Annotated in this window: 17 protein-coding genes; 2 read left to right on the top strand and 15 right to left on the bottom strand. The window is 67.7% G+C overall.

The window, feature by feature from the left end:
• Positions 1-9: 9 nt before the first annotated feature.
• The 4 genes from GPA22_RS12780 to GPA22_RS12765 all read right to left on the bottom strand — a co-directional run bounded on the left by GPA22_RS12780 (position 10) and on the right by GPA22_RS12765 (position 3,635).
• The gene (locus tag GPA22_RS12780) at positions 10-1,053 is read right to left on the bottom strand and encodes a methyltransferase domain-containing protein (RefSeq protein WP_169256451.1); all 1,044 of its coding nucleotides are present in this window, start codon (positions 1,051-1,053) and stop codon (positions 10-12) included.
• A gap of 49 nt (positions 1,054-1,102) precedes the next feature.
• Entirely contained in the window at positions 1,103-2,101 is a 999-nt protein-coding gene (arsS, locus tag GPA22_RS12775; RefSeq protein ID WP_169256450.1) for an arsenosugar biosynthesis radical SAM (seleno)protein ArsS, read from the bottom strand.
• A 130-nt stretch (positions 2,102-2,231) separates the two neighbouring features.
• Positions 2,232-3,059 (bottom strand): cysteine hydrolase family protein, encoded by an 828-nt coding sequence (locus GPA22_RS12770; protein ID WP_169256449.1) that lies wholly within the window; start codon positions 3,057-3,059, stop codon positions 2,232-2,234.
• Between the two features lie 39 nt (positions 3,060-3,098).
• Entirely contained in the window at positions 3,099-3,635 is a 537-nt protein-coding gene (locus tag GPA22_RS12765) for a carboxymuconolactone decarboxylase family protein (protein ID WP_169256448.1), read from the bottom strand.
• A 115-nt stretch (positions 3,636-3,750) separates the two neighbouring features.
• Here GPA22_RS12765 and GPA22_RS12760 point away from each other — a divergent pair, with 115 nt between their 5' ends.
• Complete coding sequence (locus GPA22_RS12760; RefSeq protein ID WP_169256447.1) at positions 3,751-4,572, top strand: AraC family transcriptional regulator; 822 nt, start codon at positions 3,751-3,753, stop codon at positions 4,570-4,572.
• Between the two features lie 96 nt (positions 4,573-4,668).
• On the opposite strand, the gene GPA22_RS12755 is transcribed toward GPA22_RS12760, so the two are convergent.
• From GPA22_RS12755 to merT, 7 genes are all read right to left on the bottom strand, one after another.
• The gene (locus GPA22_RS12755; protein WP_169256446.1) at positions 4,669-5,097 is read right to left on the bottom strand and encodes a CzcE family metal-binding protein; all 429 of its coding nucleotides are present in this window, start codon (positions 5,095-5,097) and stop codon (positions 4,669-4,671) included.
• 167 nt (positions 5,098-5,264) lie between these two features.
• Positions 5,265-6,215 (bottom strand): NHL repeat-containing protein, encoded by a 951-nt coding sequence (locus tag GPA22_RS12750; protein ID WP_343036031.1) that lies wholly within the window; start codon positions 6,213-6,215, stop codon positions 5,265-5,267.
• Positions 6,216-6,268: 53 nt separating this feature from the next.
• Positions 6,269-7,162: a transporter gene (locus tag GPA22_RS12745; protein WP_169256444.1), complete on the bottom strand. Its 894-nt coding sequence runs from the start codon at positions 7,160-7,162 to the stop codon at positions 6,269-6,271.
• Positions 7,159-7,488: a heavy-metal-associated domain-containing protein gene (locus GPA22_RS12740; RefSeq protein WP_343036030.1), complete on the bottom strand. Its 330-nt coding sequence runs from the start codon at positions 7,486-7,488 to the stop codon at positions 7,159-7,161. Before GPA22_RS12740 ends, GPA22_RS12745 begins: the two co-directional genes overlap by 4 nt.
• Positions 7,489-7,530: 42 nt before the next feature.
• Positions 7,531-9,207 (bottom strand): mercury(II) reductase, encoded by a 1,677-nt coding sequence (gene merA / locus GPA22_RS12735; RefSeq protein ID WP_169256443.1) that lies wholly within the window; start codon positions 9,205-9,207, stop codon positions 7,531-7,533.
• Between the two features lie 10 nt (positions 9,208-9,217).
• Complete coding sequence (merP, locus tag GPA22_RS12730; RefSeq protein ID WP_169256442.1) at positions 9,218-9,493, bottom strand: mercury resistance system periplasmic binding protein MerP; 276 nt, start codon at positions 9,491-9,493, stop codon at positions 9,218-9,220.
• 12 nt (positions 9,494-9,505) lie between these two features.
• The gene (merT, locus tag GPA22_RS12725; RefSeq protein WP_169256441.1) at positions 9,506-9,856 is read right to left on the bottom strand and encodes a mercuric ion transporter MerT; all 351 of its coding nucleotides are present in this window, start codon (positions 9,854-9,856) and stop codon (positions 9,506-9,508) included.
• A gap of 70 nt (positions 9,857-9,926) precedes the next feature.
• On the opposite strand from merT, the gene merR reads away from it, so the two are divergent.
• Positions 9,927-10,346, top strand: coding sequence for a mercury resistance transcriptional regulator MerR (gene merR, locus GPA22_RS12720; protein ID WP_169256440.1), 420 nt, complete (start codon positions 9,927-9,929; stop codon positions 10,344-10,346).
• A 52-nt stretch (positions 10,347-10,398) separates the two neighbouring features.
• Here the strand turns inward: merR and GPA22_RS12715 are convergent, their stop codons facing one another.
• From GPA22_RS12715 to GPA22_RS12700, 4 genes are all read right to left on the bottom strand, one after another.
• Positions 10,399-11,262 (bottom strand): hypothetical protein, encoded by an 864-nt coding sequence (locus GPA22_RS12715; RefSeq protein WP_169256439.1) that lies wholly within the window; start codon positions 11,260-11,262, stop codon positions 10,399-10,401.
• Between the two features lie 191 nt (positions 11,263-11,453).
• On the bottom strand, positions 11,454-12,086 hold the full coding sequence (locus GPA22_RS12710) for a carboxymuconolactone decarboxylase family protein (RefSeq protein WP_169256438.1): 633 nt from the start codon (positions 12,084-12,086) through the stop codon (positions 11,454-11,456).
• A 54-nt stretch (positions 12,087-12,140) separates the two neighbouring features.
• Positions 12,141-12,407: a mercury resistance system transport protein MerF gene (gene merF / locus GPA22_RS12705; protein WP_169256437.1), complete on the bottom strand. Its 267-nt coding sequence runs from the start codon at positions 12,405-12,407 to the stop codon at positions 12,141-12,143.
• A 105-nt stretch (positions 12,408-12,512) separates the two neighbouring features.
• Positions 12,513-13,454 carry a DUF3179 domain-containing protein gene (locus GPA22_RS12700; protein ID WP_169256436.1) on the bottom strand — a complete coding sequence of 314 codons (942 nt, stop codon included), beginning with the start codon at positions 13,452-13,454 and terminating at the stop codon, positions 12,513-12,515.
• Between the last annotated feature and the right edge of the window lie 44 nt (positions 13,455-13,498).

The raw sequence follows: 13,498 nt of genomic DNA, 5'->3' as shown, positions 1-13,498 counted from the left end.
CGCGCCTCCTCAGCAGCAGCCGCCCGGGGCGGTCTGCGCGTCGCGGTCGAAGGGCATCGAACTGCCACAGCCTGCGAACAGGCCGTAATGGCGCTCGAAATTGCCGATGAACTCGAAGTGCGGCCGGAAACGCGTCTCGTGCAGCATGCGCCAGGTGTTGCCGCACACGGGGAAGACGCGCCCGGCTTCGATGTCGTGGTGCTTGTCGAGGCGGAAGCGCTGCGCCATCGTCGGCACCGTGCCGCGGTAGATCACCGCCTGCCCGTAGTCCTCGCACTGCGGCTCCAGGCCGTCGAGCTTGAAGAGGCGGTAGGTCGCCGAGTGGAATCCGACCCCCGCGGCACGTTCGGCCAGGGCAGGGTCGGTGATCGCGATCGGTCGGTCTTCGACCAGGCGCGGATCGGCGAAGCCGTGGCGTTTCGCCAGCGCCAGGAAGTCCCCCCAATACAGCGCCCCGCCGAGGCATTCGCCATACAGCAAGGGGTCGTTGCGCACCTGTGCCGGCACGCGGCGGTCGGCATAGATGTCGGAAAAGTAGAACTCGCCGCCCGGCTTCAGCAGGCGGAAGACGTTGCGCAGCACCGCGTCCTTGTCCGGCGAGAGGTTCACGACGCAGTTCGACACGACCACGTCGAAGCTCGCGTCGGGCAGCCCGAGTTCGTCGAGATGTTCGATATAGCCCAGCATGAAGCCCACGTTGTCGCGGGCATGGCCGAAGGCTTCGCGGTGATGATCGCGGTGCCGCAGCGCCACGGCGAGCTGCTCCTCGGTCATGTCCACGCCGACGACCTGCCCGCGTTCGCCGACCAGTTGCGACAGCACGTACACGTCGCGCCCCGAGCCGCAGCCCAGGTCCAGCACGGCGCAGCCGTCGAGCAACGGCGGGCACACGAGCCCGCAGCCGTAGTAGCGCGACAGCACTTCGGGATGAACCCTGGTGAGCAGCGGCTTCAGCCACGCGGGCGTCAGGCTCGCATCGCAGCAGGCGGTGGTGCGCAGGTCCTCGCTGCCCTGCAGCCGGCTGCCGTAATAGTCCTTCACGAGTTCATGCATGGCTTGTGTTCCCTCGGGGTTGAATGTCGGATCCGCGGCGACACGCCGGTCAGGCCGCACACCTCGATTTTTCGGAATGGCCCTCGCCCAGCGCGCCGCCACAGCTCGACCCCTGCCCCGCCGTGCAGCCGTAGCAGTGGTCGGCGACACGGATCACGCCGCCGCCGAGCGTCGCGGCGGTCGCGTCGCGCAGATGCAGGCGCGGACGGCCGCCGCCGGCGATCGGCATGTCGAGCTGCTGGTTGAAGTCGCAATCGTAGAGATAGCCCTGCCAATCGACGCTGACGAGGCTGCGGCACATCACCGCGGTGAGGTTCTCCGAGCGGTGCGCGTCGCGCAGGGTGCGCATGTAGTCGTGGAACTGCCCCTTCGAGACGAGCAGGCTGCCGAAGCGCTTGATGGGCATGTTCGCGAGCGTGAAGAGTTGATTGAAGACGATGCCGAACGCCTCGCCGAGATGCTCGCGGTAGGCGCCCTCCAGCGCCGCCTGCGGAGGCGGCAGCACCGGGCCCTGCGGGTTGTAGACCAGGCTGAGCTGCAGGCTGCGGTCGGAAGCCCCGTAGCCCAGCGCATTGAGCTTCTTCAGTGCGCGGACACTCGCCTCGAACACACCCTTGCCGCGCTGCCGGTCGACGTTGTCTTCCAGGTAGCACGGCAGCGAGGCGACGATCTCCACCCCCTGATCGGCGAGGAATCGCGCCAGGTCCTCGTAGCCCGGCTCCTCCAGGATCGTCAGATTGCAGCGGTCGATCACGCGCAGGCCGCGGGCACGTGCCGCCTCGACCAGGCGCCGGAAGTTCGCGTTCATCTCCGGGGCGCCGCCGGTCAGGTCGAGCGTCGTCACCGAAGGGCTCGCGGCGATGAAATCGAGCACCGCGTTCGCGGTATCGACCGACATCTCCTCGCTGCGGGTCGGCCCGGCATTGACGTGGCAATGCACGCAACTCTGGTTGCAGCGATAGCCGAGATTCACCTGCAGCGTCTCGATCGTCCCCCGCCGGATGCGGGGAAAATCGGTTACGGCGAGCAAGGGAAACGTTGGGTGCATCGTGTGCTCCTGTCGCGGTCGTCGTGTCGTTGATGGGAAATAGTCGGGTCGGCGCGCCAATCCTTACAGTTGCTCCGAACTTCTTCGCGGGACGACCGCGGCGCCCAAGGTGCCGCGGTCGTGCGCCAGCTCAGCCCGCCATCGCCGCGATACGGCGCGTCGCCTCGTCTGCCGACCACACCGCGTTCGCGATCATGCGGAAGTTGGTCAGCGCCGCGAGGTAACCGTCGCCGTCGGGGAGCTTCGCACCGGCGGTCGCATCCTTCACCACCGCGACCTCGAACCCCGTCTCCAGCAGTTCCCGCAGATGGCTCTCGATGCACAGGTTGGCCGACATGCCGGCTAGGATCACCTGATCAACTCGCTGCTTGCGCAGTTGCAGGACGACATCGTTGTTCTGCGGCCCATACACCTTGTGGGGCGACGCGACGATCGTCTTGCCGTCGTTGATGTAGGGCTTGAACCGCTCCAGCCAGTCCGCGCCCGACCCCTCGAAACCGCCGAGATTCAGCGGCCCCGACCGGTCGAACATCTTGATCTTGTGCATCACCTTCTCGAGCGCACCCTCGAATTTCCAGCCCTTGTCGCTCGGATAGTAGTAGTGGGGCGAGATCACGACGGGAATGTCGGCGGCCTTGGCGGCCCGGAACAGACGCTCGATGTTCGCGACCGTCCCCTGCTCGCGGACCGATTCGCCCACGACACCCCACGCGACCCCCTTCTCGCTGAGGAAGTCGTTCTGCGGATCGACCACCAGCAGGGCCGTGCGGCCCCTCGTCAATTCCATGTTGCTCGGCGGCAGCGCGCTTTTCTCCGGGTCGGCGTAGGGCGATCCGGCCTTCGCCTGCGCGTGCGCCGTCGGCGACAACGCCGTGGCGAGGCCCACTGCGGCAGCCCCCATCACACCCTTCAGCACGTCGCGGCGGCCCGCAACGGATTCATGCTCATCGTGCTTCATCTCGAACTCCCTCAGGTTGGCTGGCTTTCACGTCTGCGTTCAGGCGACTTCCACGACCGGGAAATCGATCACCGTCCCTGCCACGTGGTTCGTGTAGTTGGTCAGCACGCTCAGTGCGACGTTGGCGATGATTTCGAGGATCACCGCGTCCGACAGCCCCGCCTCCCGCGCATGCGCCACCGCACCGGAATCGAGGCGCCCCCGCGTTTTCACGAGCTGACGGGCAAAGGACGCGATCGCGGCCTCACGCGGGGTGCTGGCCGTGCCGGCGCGCGCCAGGCGGATCTCGTCCTCGCTCAGCCCGATGGCCTTGCCGAGAAGGCTGTGCGCGCTCAGGCAGTACCCGCAGACGTTTTCCTGGGCGGTCGCCAGCGCAACGATCTCACGCTGGCGCGCGCTGAGCAGTCCGGCACCGAGCGTCTCGGAGAACTGCAGATAGCCTTGCAGCACCGCCGGAGAATTGGCGAGCGTCGCGATGAGGTTCGGCACGCCGCCTAGCTTGGCCTTGACTGCGTTGAGCGTCGCTGCGGTCGGTTCGTCGGCGTCGGAAATATTCAAGGGAAGGATCGTGGGCATCATCATCTCCATTCATGCATTTGCGTGCGGAAGTGCACGGTGCATAGAATGAGCGATCGAACGATACTCAAGGACTCTCTCCGTATCGTTTTAACGACTTTTCGTCTCACATCTCATGGACCGCCTGTCATCCCTGCTCGACCGCTTCGCGCTGAGTGCGCGCGTCTTCTATTCCGGCACGCTGTGCGGCGTGACGACCTTCGAGGCCACTGACGAAGCGGGGCACCTGCACGTCGTGCGCCGCGGGCCGCTCCAGGTGCAGGGCGCCGATCGCCGCCTCATCGACATCGAGGAGCCCAGCCTCCTGTTCTACCCCCGGCCCGCCGGCCACCGCCTGCGCACCCATCGCGATACGGGGGCGGACGTCGTCTGCGCGTCGGTCGAGTTCGGCGGCGGCCTGGGCAATCCCCTGGCGCGCGCCCTTCCTCCTTTACTGGTGATCCGCCTCGCCGACCTGCCTGCGCTCGCGAGCACGCTCGCCCTCCTGCTCGATGAGGCGTTCGAGCAGCGATCCGGTCGGCAGGCCATCGTCGACCGCCTGTGCGAAGTCGTCCTGGTGCACGTGCTGCGTCATACGATCGAGCACCGCCTGATGCCGACCGGTCTGTTCGCGGGCCTGGCCGAGCCCCGGCTCGCCCGCGCAATCCAGGCGATGCACGCGGAGCCGGCGCGCAAGTGGTCGCTGGAGGAACTGGCCGCGCGTGCCGGCATGTCGCGCGCCCGTTTTGCCGTGAACTTCAGGGAAACCGTGGGACAGACCCCGCTCGACTACCTGACCGACTGGCGCATCGGTCTCGCGCAAACCCTCCTGCGCAAGGGCAAGCCGGTCAAGATCGTTGCCGAGGAAGTCGGCTATGGGAGCACCACGGCGCTTTCGCGCGCTTTTTCGACCCGGCTCGGCGCATCGCCGATGGCCTGGGCGAGGCGGGAACGCTGACGCCCGCACGAGCCGGGCTATTGACCGGCGAGCAAATACCGTTCGCCCGGAGCTTGTCGAAGGGCTCAGGGCGAACGGATGAATCGACGGCCGACATCAACGTCCGCTGTACAGCGGGCTCTCGGCGACGTAGACCGTCACGCCGTCGGTCCCGGGAATGATCTTCGAGAGCGGGAAGCTGCGCCGCGGCATGGTATCGAAGGTCCAATTGACGGTCTGGTCACCGCTCCGGATCGCGACCGTTTCGAGCTGCTCGACGTTCAAATAGCGCGTGTCCTTGCCGACCACGATCACCCTGCCCGGTGCGGCGGCGGGGGCGGCATGACCGTAGGGCGCGAGCTGCCGCTCGCTGGCCGGGTTGGGCGATGCCTGAACGTGCTCGAGCCAGTGCGTCGAGCCGTTCTCCGAGTAGTCGGTGTGCGCCGAGGCGCCCGCCGTGGCGGCCAGTATCAGGGTCGCGACTGCTATGCGGGCTGGTCTGCGATAGGTGCGAGCGCGCCGAAGGGTTCCTGTCCTGCTTGTCATGGCTATCTCCTTGAGTCCGATCGAGCGACATGCTTGCCACTCAAGGATTTAGTCGCGTGCGCGAAGCCCGCCCTTACAGCGTCATGTCCGACGTGTATTCGCAAAGCATCGGGGACGCATTCGCCGGTCCTCGATTGACGAAACCCGTGCGATTGCGCTCATGGCCGTCAGCCTCCGAGCACAGGCCGCGCCTGGCGCCACTTCTGGATGCGGTTGTTGCCGAAATCGACGGCGAAGACGGTGCCGTCGTCGGCCACGGCAGCGGCGATGGCGTGATCGAACTGCCCCGGACCGCTTCCTTTGGCGCCCAGGGCCGTCAGAAACGTGCCGTCCGCGGCGAATTTCTGGATACGATGGTTGTAGAAGTCGGCGGCGAACACATGGCCCTGCCCATCCACCGTCACGTTGGTCACCGTGGCGAACCAGCCGTTGAACGGGCCGAAGATGTTGATCGCGAACGGGCCGCCCCACTTGCGCAGCAATGCGCCGGCGAGGGAGAAGGCCTGAATGCGGTCGTTGTAGCCGTCGGCAACGAAAAGCGTGCCGTCGGGGCCGACCGCGACATCGGTGGGATAGTTGAACTCGCCCCCCCATATGCCGATCTTGCCCGTTTCGCCCCACTGGCGCACCGGAGTGCCGTCCGCGCCGAGCCGCTGGACGCGCTGGTTATAGAAGTCGGCCACCAGCAGATCACCGTTCGGCGCCACCGCCACGCCGCCGGGCGCACTGAATTCGCCCGGCCCGTTCCCCGGCCTGCCGATGATTCGCAGCGAGCGGCCGTCGAGGCCGAAAACCTGGACGCGGTCGTTGAAGTACTCGGCGACGTAAAGGCGCCTTTCATGCACCTTGAGGTTCATGGGACGGCCGAGCTGGCCGGGGCCGCTCCCGGGGGTCCCGAATAGCCGCCTGAAACGCCCGTCGAAGTCGAAGACCTGGATCCGGCCGTTGCGCGAATCGGCGACGTACACCTCGTCGCCCACCACCGCGATTCCGGTCGGATCGTCGAACTGGCCCGGTGCGCTGCCCTTTTCGCCCCACGCGGCGACGAACGCGTAGGGCGGCCCCTTGGCGCGGGGCACGAATGCGAGCCAGCCCGCAGCGATCAGCGCGGCCAGCACGAGCGTGATGTTCCGCCCCCACTTTGCGATGGATCGAAGCTGCATTCGGCGCCTCAGAAATTGATGCGAAAGCCGGCGGTGAGGACGTAATCGGTCCCGAGCGCCGCACCATGGAGATGTTGGATGACGGGAAGCTGGACCCCGGCCTCGACGATCCATTTGCGGGTCACGTACTGCAGGCCGGGGGTGAGGAACAGCGTCGTCCCCCCCGAGTTCGGATCGTCGGCGCCCCCCACCCGATCCCTGGCCGCATGCACGAGATTCGCTTCGAGTACGCCATAGAGGAAGGCCGGGACGCCGGCCCCCAGGCTGCGCGGCCACAGGCGGTACTGGAGCGAGGCGTCGAGGGCGGCGACGTTGCCGGCCTCAAAGCCCCTGGCTTCCCGGTTGGCCTTGTAGCTCACCTGGCTGTCGAGCTCGAAATCCAGGGTCTGCCAGGTGAGTACCGCACCGCCGAGCACGTCCCACGAACCGGATCCGGCTTGCACCGGCGGAGGCAGGCGCCCCAGGCGGTCGCGCGCGTCATCCTCGCCGGTCGGCGCCTTCACGCCCAGGAACGGCGCGATGCGCAGCGTGCGACCGGGCGCATCGTACTGGTAGGCGGTGTAGCGCCCCAGCACGGTCAGATCGCCTGCGCCGGATTCGCGCCGGGTGAGATCCTGTCCGCCCATGCGCATGTCCACGCGCTTGTCGAACCAGGGCAGCATGCCGAACAGCGCGAAGTCCCGGGTCACGCCATAGCCGAGCACCGAAATCAGCCCGCTCACCCTCATGTCGCGTCGGGCAGGCGTGGGATCGTCGGCGACCTTCATGAAGACGAACTGCTCGCGCAGCACCCAGCCGCCCTCGTGCACCGGCAGTGCCGTGTTGAAGGTGATCGGCGCACCCCAGGCGGTTGCGGCCGACAGGCCCAAGACGGCCAGACCGCTCTTGAGTGCGGCCTTCATTTCGCCTGTCCCGCCTCCTGCGGGGCGGCGGCGGCCGGTTGGAGGCCGCGCAGGCTGAACCCGGCGTCCTTCACCGCCTTTCTGGCCACGGCCTCGTCCAGCACCGCACCGTCCGCCATCGTGACCGTAACGGTGCCGCTGGCGATGTCGACCGCCACGTGCTCGACGCCGCTGACCGCGCCCAGCTTCTTCTCGATGCCATAGGCGCAGAACGGGCAGGACAGCCCGTCGACGCGCAGCTTGTAGGTCTGCGGCGCGGCCATCGCGGACGCCATCCCCAGCATCAGGCCGACGGCCAGAACCGTGATTCGCGCTATCTGTTTCACCGTGTTCCTCCTCATGAGTTCGGGCGCATGACCATCCTCGCACTACCCCGCGCAGCAGGACAGCTGCGTCACGTCCTTACGGAAAGTCTGCGCGGCGAGCTTCAGTCCTTCGACCATCGTCAGGTACGGGAACAACTGGTCGGCCAGTTCCTCCACCGTCATCCCGGCGCGGATCGCCAGCGCCGCCGTCTGGATCAGCTCGCCCGCTTCCGGCGCCACCGCCTGCACGCCGATCAGCCGGCGCGAACTTTCCTCGATCACGAGCTTGATGAAGCCGCGCGTGTCGAAATTGGCGAGCGCGCGCGGAACGTTGTCGAGCGAGAGCGAGCGACTGCCCGTCTTGACTCCCTTCGCCCGTGCCTCGGCTTCGGAAAGCCCGACCGTGGCGATCTGCGGGTCGGTGAACACCACGGCCGGCATGGCACTCAGATCGAGGCGCGCCTCGCCGCCGGTCATGTTCACCGCCGCGCGGGTGCCGGCAGCGGCGGCGACGTACACGAACTGCGGCTGGTCGGTGCAGTCGCCCGCGGCATAAATGTGCGGCGCGCTCGTGCGCATGCCCGCGTCGATGAGGATCGCGCCCTGTGCGTCCAGCGCCACGCCGGCGGCCTCGCAGTTCAGGCCGCGCGTGTTGGGACTACGCCCGGTGGCGACGAGCAGCTTGTCGGCGACGAGTTGGCCCTGGCCGGTGGCGAGCACGAATTCGTGGTTCCGGTAATCGACGCAGCTTGCCTGCGTATGCTCCAGCACCTCGATGCCCTCGCTGCGGAAGGCGGCGGTCAGCGTCTCGCCGACGGCCGGATCTTCGCTGCGCAACAGCGTGCTGCGGGCGAGGACCGTCACCCTGGACCCCAGCCGGGCGAAAGCCTGGGCCAGCTCGACGGCGACCACCGACGCACCGACGACGACGAGGCGCTCCGGTATCGTGTCGCTTGCCAGCGCTTCGGTCGAGGTCCAGTACGGCGTCTCCTTCAGGCCCGGGATCGGCGGGATCGCCGGACTCGCACCGGTGGCGATGAAACAGCGGTCGAAGGTCACCGCGCATTCCCCGCCCGCGTTCAGGCGCACGGCGAGGCTGTGGCCGTCCCTGAAGCGCGCCGCGCCGTGCAGCACGGTGATCGCCGGATTGCCGTCCAGGATGCGCTCGTACTTGGCATGGCGCAGCTCATCGACGCGCCCCTGCTGCTGCGCCAGCAGCCGCTCGCGCAGGATCACCGGCGACGCGGCGGAGATGCCCGCGTCGAACGGGCTTTCGCGGCGCAGATGGGCGATGTGGGCCGCCCGGATCATGATCTTCGACGGCACGCAGCCGACATTGACGCAGGTGCCGCCGATGGTGCCGCGCTCGATCAGCGTGACGCGCGCACCCCGCTCGACGGCCTTGAGCGCCGCCGCCATCGCGGCGCCGCCGCTGCCGATCACGGCCACGTGCAGCGGATGTTCGCCGCCACGCTGCGCTCCCGCTCCGAACTCGCGGGAGGACTCGCCGACGGCGCCCGCCGGCGCACCGATCCCGCGTGCCCCGTAACCGAGCCCCGCCACGGCGGCGGTCAGAACCTCGACGGTCACGCCGTCTTCCGCCCTGATGTCGGCCCGCCCCCCGGGGTAGGAAACCTCCGCCACCCGCACACCACGTACCTGCTCCAGCACCGTCTTGACGTGCCCGGCGCAGGAAGCGCACGTCATTCCCGAGATGGACAACGCGATTGCCTGAGTCATGATCCCATCCTCACTGCTTGACGGTGGAGGGGTAACCAGCATTGGCGGTGGCGCGGGTCAGGGCCTCGACATTGGTCCTGGCATCGTCGAAGAGGACGATCGCTTCGCGCTTCCCGTAGCTGACCTCGGCCTTCTGTACGCCGTCCACTTTCGAAAGCGCCGTCTTCACCGTGATCGGGCAGGCTGCGCAGCTCATCCCGGGCACGGACAGCGTGACCGTCTTCTGCGCCGCCCAGGCGGGCGTGGCGAGGGCGGCGGCGAGCGCAACGCCAATAAACTTCTTCATGACGATCTCCTGTCAATAGAACATTGGAAGGACATAGGGGAAGGCGAGCGCAATCGCCACCAGCACGGTCACAATCCAGAAGATGAGCCTGTACGTGGTCCTGACCCGAGGCACGGCGCAGACGTCACCCGGTTTGCACGCATCGGCAGGGCGGAAGATGCCGCGCCAGGCAAAAAAAAGCGCAGTCAACGCCGCGCCGATGAATATCGGCCGGTACGGCTCCAGCAGCGTGAGGTTGCCGATCCACGCCCCCGAGAAGCCCAGCGCGACCAGCACGAGCGGACCGAGGCAGCAGGTCGAGGCGAGGATGGCCGCGAAGCCGCCCGCGGCCAAGGCGCCACGGCCGTTTTTCAGATGGTGCACGGGATTCTCCTTCCGGGTCTGCGCTGGGTGCACTAAAGTTACTTCCGTAGTCAACTACGGAGTCAAGCCCATGAACGAGGAGCCGGAAAACCTGACCATCGGCGCTTTCGCCAAGGCCGCCGGGGTCAATGTGGAGACGATCCGCTTCTACCAGCTCAAGGGCCTGTTGCCCAAGCCGGACCGGCCTTACGGCGGAATCCGCCGCTACCCGCGCGCCGCAGTGGGGCGGGTCCGGTTCGTGAAAGCGGCGCAGCGGCTCGGGTTCAGCCTGGACGAAATCGGCCAGTTATTGAAGCTCGAAGACGGCACCCATTGCAGCGAGGCCGCGGAGATCGCGTCGCTGCGGCTCGCCGACGTGCGCGCACGGCTGGCGGATCTGCTGCACATGGAAGCGGCGCTGTCGACGCTGGTGAGCGAATGCAAGGCGCATCGGGGCAAGGTTTCCTGCCCGCTGATCGCGGCCCTGCACGACAGTGAGGCGTCCGCGTGACGACAGGGCACGGGCAAGGCGCAGGGCTTCGACCCGGCCGTTCCGCCCCCCGTCACCACCCGGTGACGAGTCGTCCGATCGCGTTCTCGACGAAGTCGTGCACGTGGACGAGGTCACGGACGTCGAGTCCGCCGGCGACCACGAGCAGCGGCACCGGCGCGGTCGCCACCGCCACCGTGAGCACGAACCAGTGCCACGCGAACTGGCGGCTCGCCCCGCACAGCAGAGCGATGCCCCCGCCGCCGCCGAGCACCGAATTTCCGGGCAGGTTGAACGCAACCGCAAGCGTCAGGTAGCGATAGGCCAGGAGCCGCGCGACCACCCGCCGCCACGCCCCGCCAGTTCTCCCGCCGGCCACCAGGCCGCGCATCGCCGCGTCGAGCGGCTCGTCGGGAATGGCGACGCCGACGCGCTCCAGCAAGTGCATCAAGCTGCGCGCCGGAATCAGACGGCCCGCGGCGAAGGCGAGGCCAAGCCCGGCGATCGTGGCCGCGTAGACGGCGATGGCCCCCGCAGCGCCGAACAGCATGATGATCATCAGGCCGATCTCGACGCCGGGAACGAAAGGCAGCGCCAGCGCCAGCATGTAGGCGAGAACCGCCAGCACGATGTCGCCTGGCCCCATCGCGTCGCGCAGCAAGGCCAGCATCGTATCGAGCGCGCCGTATTCGAGGCGCGACAGGCAATCGCCCAGCACGACGAGGGCGATCCACAGGCCCAGCGCAGTGGTCGCGCGCAGGCCGGGCTTGAGGCCCAGCGGCAGGCTGCGGAGGGCGGCGTATGCGAGCGCGGTGAATGCCGCGGTCTCGACCGCAAAGCGCATCGCCACCGTCGCGGCCAACCCGCCGGCGCCGAAATCGAACGCATTGATCAGGCGCAAGGTAAAGGCGAAGACGGCCGCCCAGCCTGCGATCAAAACACCGACCCATAGCCGGAAGAGGCGCGGGTGCCGGCGGACGAACGGGATCCGGTGCGGCAGAGGCTGTGGCGGCAAGGTACTCAAAGCTGCTTCCTCGTTCGATGCGATGGCCCTGTCAAGCACCGTTTGGGCCGAACCGTCCACGCCCGGCCCTTCGACAAGCTCGGGGCGAAACGGGGGTCATCCGTTCAATTGCCGTGTTGATGGCCGCCTGCGGCAGTCGAATCCGCGTGCGGTATCGAGTCGGTCGCGCCGGCGCGCCCGCCGCCGGTTCGACAGAAGCCTTGCGGCGCCACCGCGAGCGCCGCGTTGAACTTGCTCGACATGTTCTGGAAGGCGACGAGCGCCGTCAGCTCGATGATCGCGTCATCACCGAAATGGGACCTCAGGCGTGCCATGAGTGCGTCGTCCACGCCGGCATCGGTGCGCGTCATGGCCTCCGCGTAGGCAAGCGCCGCCTTCTGGCGCGCATCGAATTGGGCCGACTGCTCGAACCCGGCGAGCTCGGCGAGCTGCGGTTCGCTCACGCCGCGTTTGAGACAGGTGGCCGAATTGATATCCACGCAGAACGCACACCAGTTGATTTGCGACACCCGCACCGTGATGAGCGAGCGCAGCGCGGGCTCGATGGGCGAGCGGCGCCGGTCGAGCGCCCCGTAGAGCAGCGACAGCGCGGCGAAGACCTTCGGCGTGCGCGCCCACAGGCGTGCCGGTTCGAGCTCGCACCCGTAGCGGCGGCGCTGGTTGGCGAACACCAGGCGCGCGTACCAGGGAAAGCGGTGCCGGGGGTCGGTCGGGATGCGGGAGCCGCCGGGTTTCATGGTCGGGCCACCGGTCGAAACGGAATCGCAGGATGGCACACGAGCGCTTCGCACTCATTCATTTGAAATCCCCTTTTTCCAGTCCGGCCCGAGTTCGGTTTCAGGCTCACAACAGGCGTTTTCCATCCGCTGCCGCCGCAGCGCGTAGAGCGTGACGCCGACGAAGGCCATCATCGCCGGCATCAACACGTAATCGAGCCAGCCGACCCATGCGGAGAGCCCCACGGCCCCCAGCAGAATCACGAGAACCGGCGTGGCGCAGCACACGGCCGCGACCGCCGATCCGGCAATGCCCGTTCGCAGCAAGGTACGGGTTTTCATGGTTTCAAACTCCTCTCGCCCTCGACGATCCTTCTCCGTTCGCCAACCGTACCTCCGCAGTCAACTACGGAGTCAAGCGATGTGAAACGCGTCGCGACGCGGCCTTCATTTGCCCTCGTAGAGCGCCGTTTGCGGATGAAAGGCGAGCCACGCGAACCAGAACGCGGTCACGCTGGGCAACTCGCGTCCGTCGGCGTCGAGCACCCGCCCGGTACGCGCCTCGGCATCGAACTCGACGCGGATCGCCTGGCCGCCGACGCGATCGTCGAGGACGCGCCGGCCGGCCCGCGCAAGGGCCGAAAACGGGTAGGCCTTGTGCTCGCCGCCAAGTGTCAGGCCGATCACCTGCTCCTTCGGATGCAGGCGCTTGTCCTGCGTCGCGACGGGGAACATCAGATCGGGGCTCTCGCGGTAGCCGGCATAGGGGTCGCGCGCGTAGTCGCGGCCGTAGCCGGTGTCGGCGGACAGGACATCGGTCGCGGGATGGCGCGCACGCCACTCGGCCCAGGTCGTGTGCGCGGTGGCGAGGAAGACAAGGCGCTGTCCGCGCAGCGGTCCGGTGACGGCCTGCGCCATGATCTGCGACCACAGCGACTCGGTCTGCCGGTCGTAGAGCAACACGTCGCTGTTGTAGAGCAGCCCCGACACGCCGAACGACAGATCCCGCCCCGCAATACGTGCCGCAAACGCCATGCCGGTGCCGCACAGCGGGCAGAAGGTGACGACAACCGCCTCGTCGCCGAAGCGGTCATTGACGACCTCGTGCCAGTTGAGGATCGCGATCGGATAGGCGCGCGAAATCTCTCCGCGCACGACGCCGAGCACGCGATCCCCGGGCTTGACGTGGCGCGCCTGTGCCGCGGGCACGAAGCGCGGGTGGTCGATTGCGGGAATGCCGTCGCGCGCCGGGCCGCCCGGAAGGATCTCGTCGACCGGAACGGCGGCCCCGTCGAGCCGGAAGCCGTTGCGTTCGACCGCCCCTCCCGACGCCGACACCGCAAGGGCGATCAGCGCGACGGCGAAGTGGCGGACATGCGTGTACTTCATCAATACCCCCGTCCGTTCGCCGGAAGTCCTCATCCTCCTGATTG

Origin of the sequence: Aromatoleum toluvorans, assembly GCF_012910905.1 — a bacterium.
GTDB lineage: Bacteria > Pseudomonadota > Gammaproteobacteria > Burkholderiales > Rhodocyclaceae > Aromatoleum > Aromatoleum toluvorans.
This window is presented reverse-complemented; position numbering and strand designations above follow the sequence as displayed.

Excerpts from the sequence above, each read along its gene's own strand:
- GPA22_RS12780 (WP_169256451.1), bottom strand. The coding sequence starts at position 1,053 with ATGCATGAACTCGTGAAGGACTATTACGGCAGCCGGCTGCAGGGCAGC.
- arsS (WP_169256450.1), bottom strand. The coding sequence starts at position 2,101 with ATGCACCCAACGTTTCCCTTGCTCGCCGTAACCGATTTTCCCCGCATC.
- GPA22_RS12770 (WP_169256449.1), bottom strand. The coding sequence starts at position 3,059 with ATGAAGCACGATGAGCATGAATCCGTTGCGGGCCGCCGCGACGTGCTG.
- GPA22_RS12765 (WP_169256448.1), bottom strand. The coding sequence starts at position 3,635 with ATGCCCACGATCCTTCCCTTGAATATTTCCGACGCCGACGAACCGACC.
- GPA22_RS12760 (WP_169256447.1), top strand. The coding sequence starts at position 3,751 with ATGGACCGCCTGTCATCCCTGCTCGACCGCTTCGCGCTGAGTGCGCGC.
- GPA22_RS12755 (WP_169256446.1), bottom strand. The coding sequence starts at position 5,097 with ATGACAAGCAGGACAGGAACCCTTCGGCGCGCTCGCACCTATCGCAGA.
- GPA22_RS12745 (WP_169256444.1), bottom strand. The coding sequence starts at position 7,162 with ATGAAGGCCGCACTCAAGAGCGGTCTGGCCGTCTTGGGCCTGTCGGCC.
- merA (WP_169256443.1), bottom strand. The coding sequence starts at position 9,207 with ATGACTCAGGCAATCGCGTTGTCCATCTCGGGAATGACGTGCGCTTCC.
- merP (WP_169256442.1), bottom strand. The coding sequence starts at position 9,493 with ATGAAGAAGTTTATTGGCGTTGCGCTCGCCGCCGCCCTCGCCACGCCC.
- merR (WP_169256440.1), top strand. The coding sequence starts at position 9,927 with ATGAACGAGGAGCCGGAAAACCTGACCATCGGCGCTTTCGCCAAGGCC.
- GPA22_RS12710 (WP_169256438.1), bottom strand. The coding sequence starts at position 12,086 with ATGAAACCCGGCGGCTCCCGCATCCCGACCGACCCCCGGCACCGCTTT.
- merF (WP_169256437.1), bottom strand. The coding sequence starts at position 12,407 with ATGAAAACCCGTACCTTGCTGCGAACGGGCATTGCCGGATCGGCGGTC.
- GPA22_RS12700 (WP_169256436.1), bottom strand. The coding sequence starts at position 13,454 with ATGAAGTACACGCATGTCCGCCACTTCGCCGTCGCGCTGATCGCCCTT.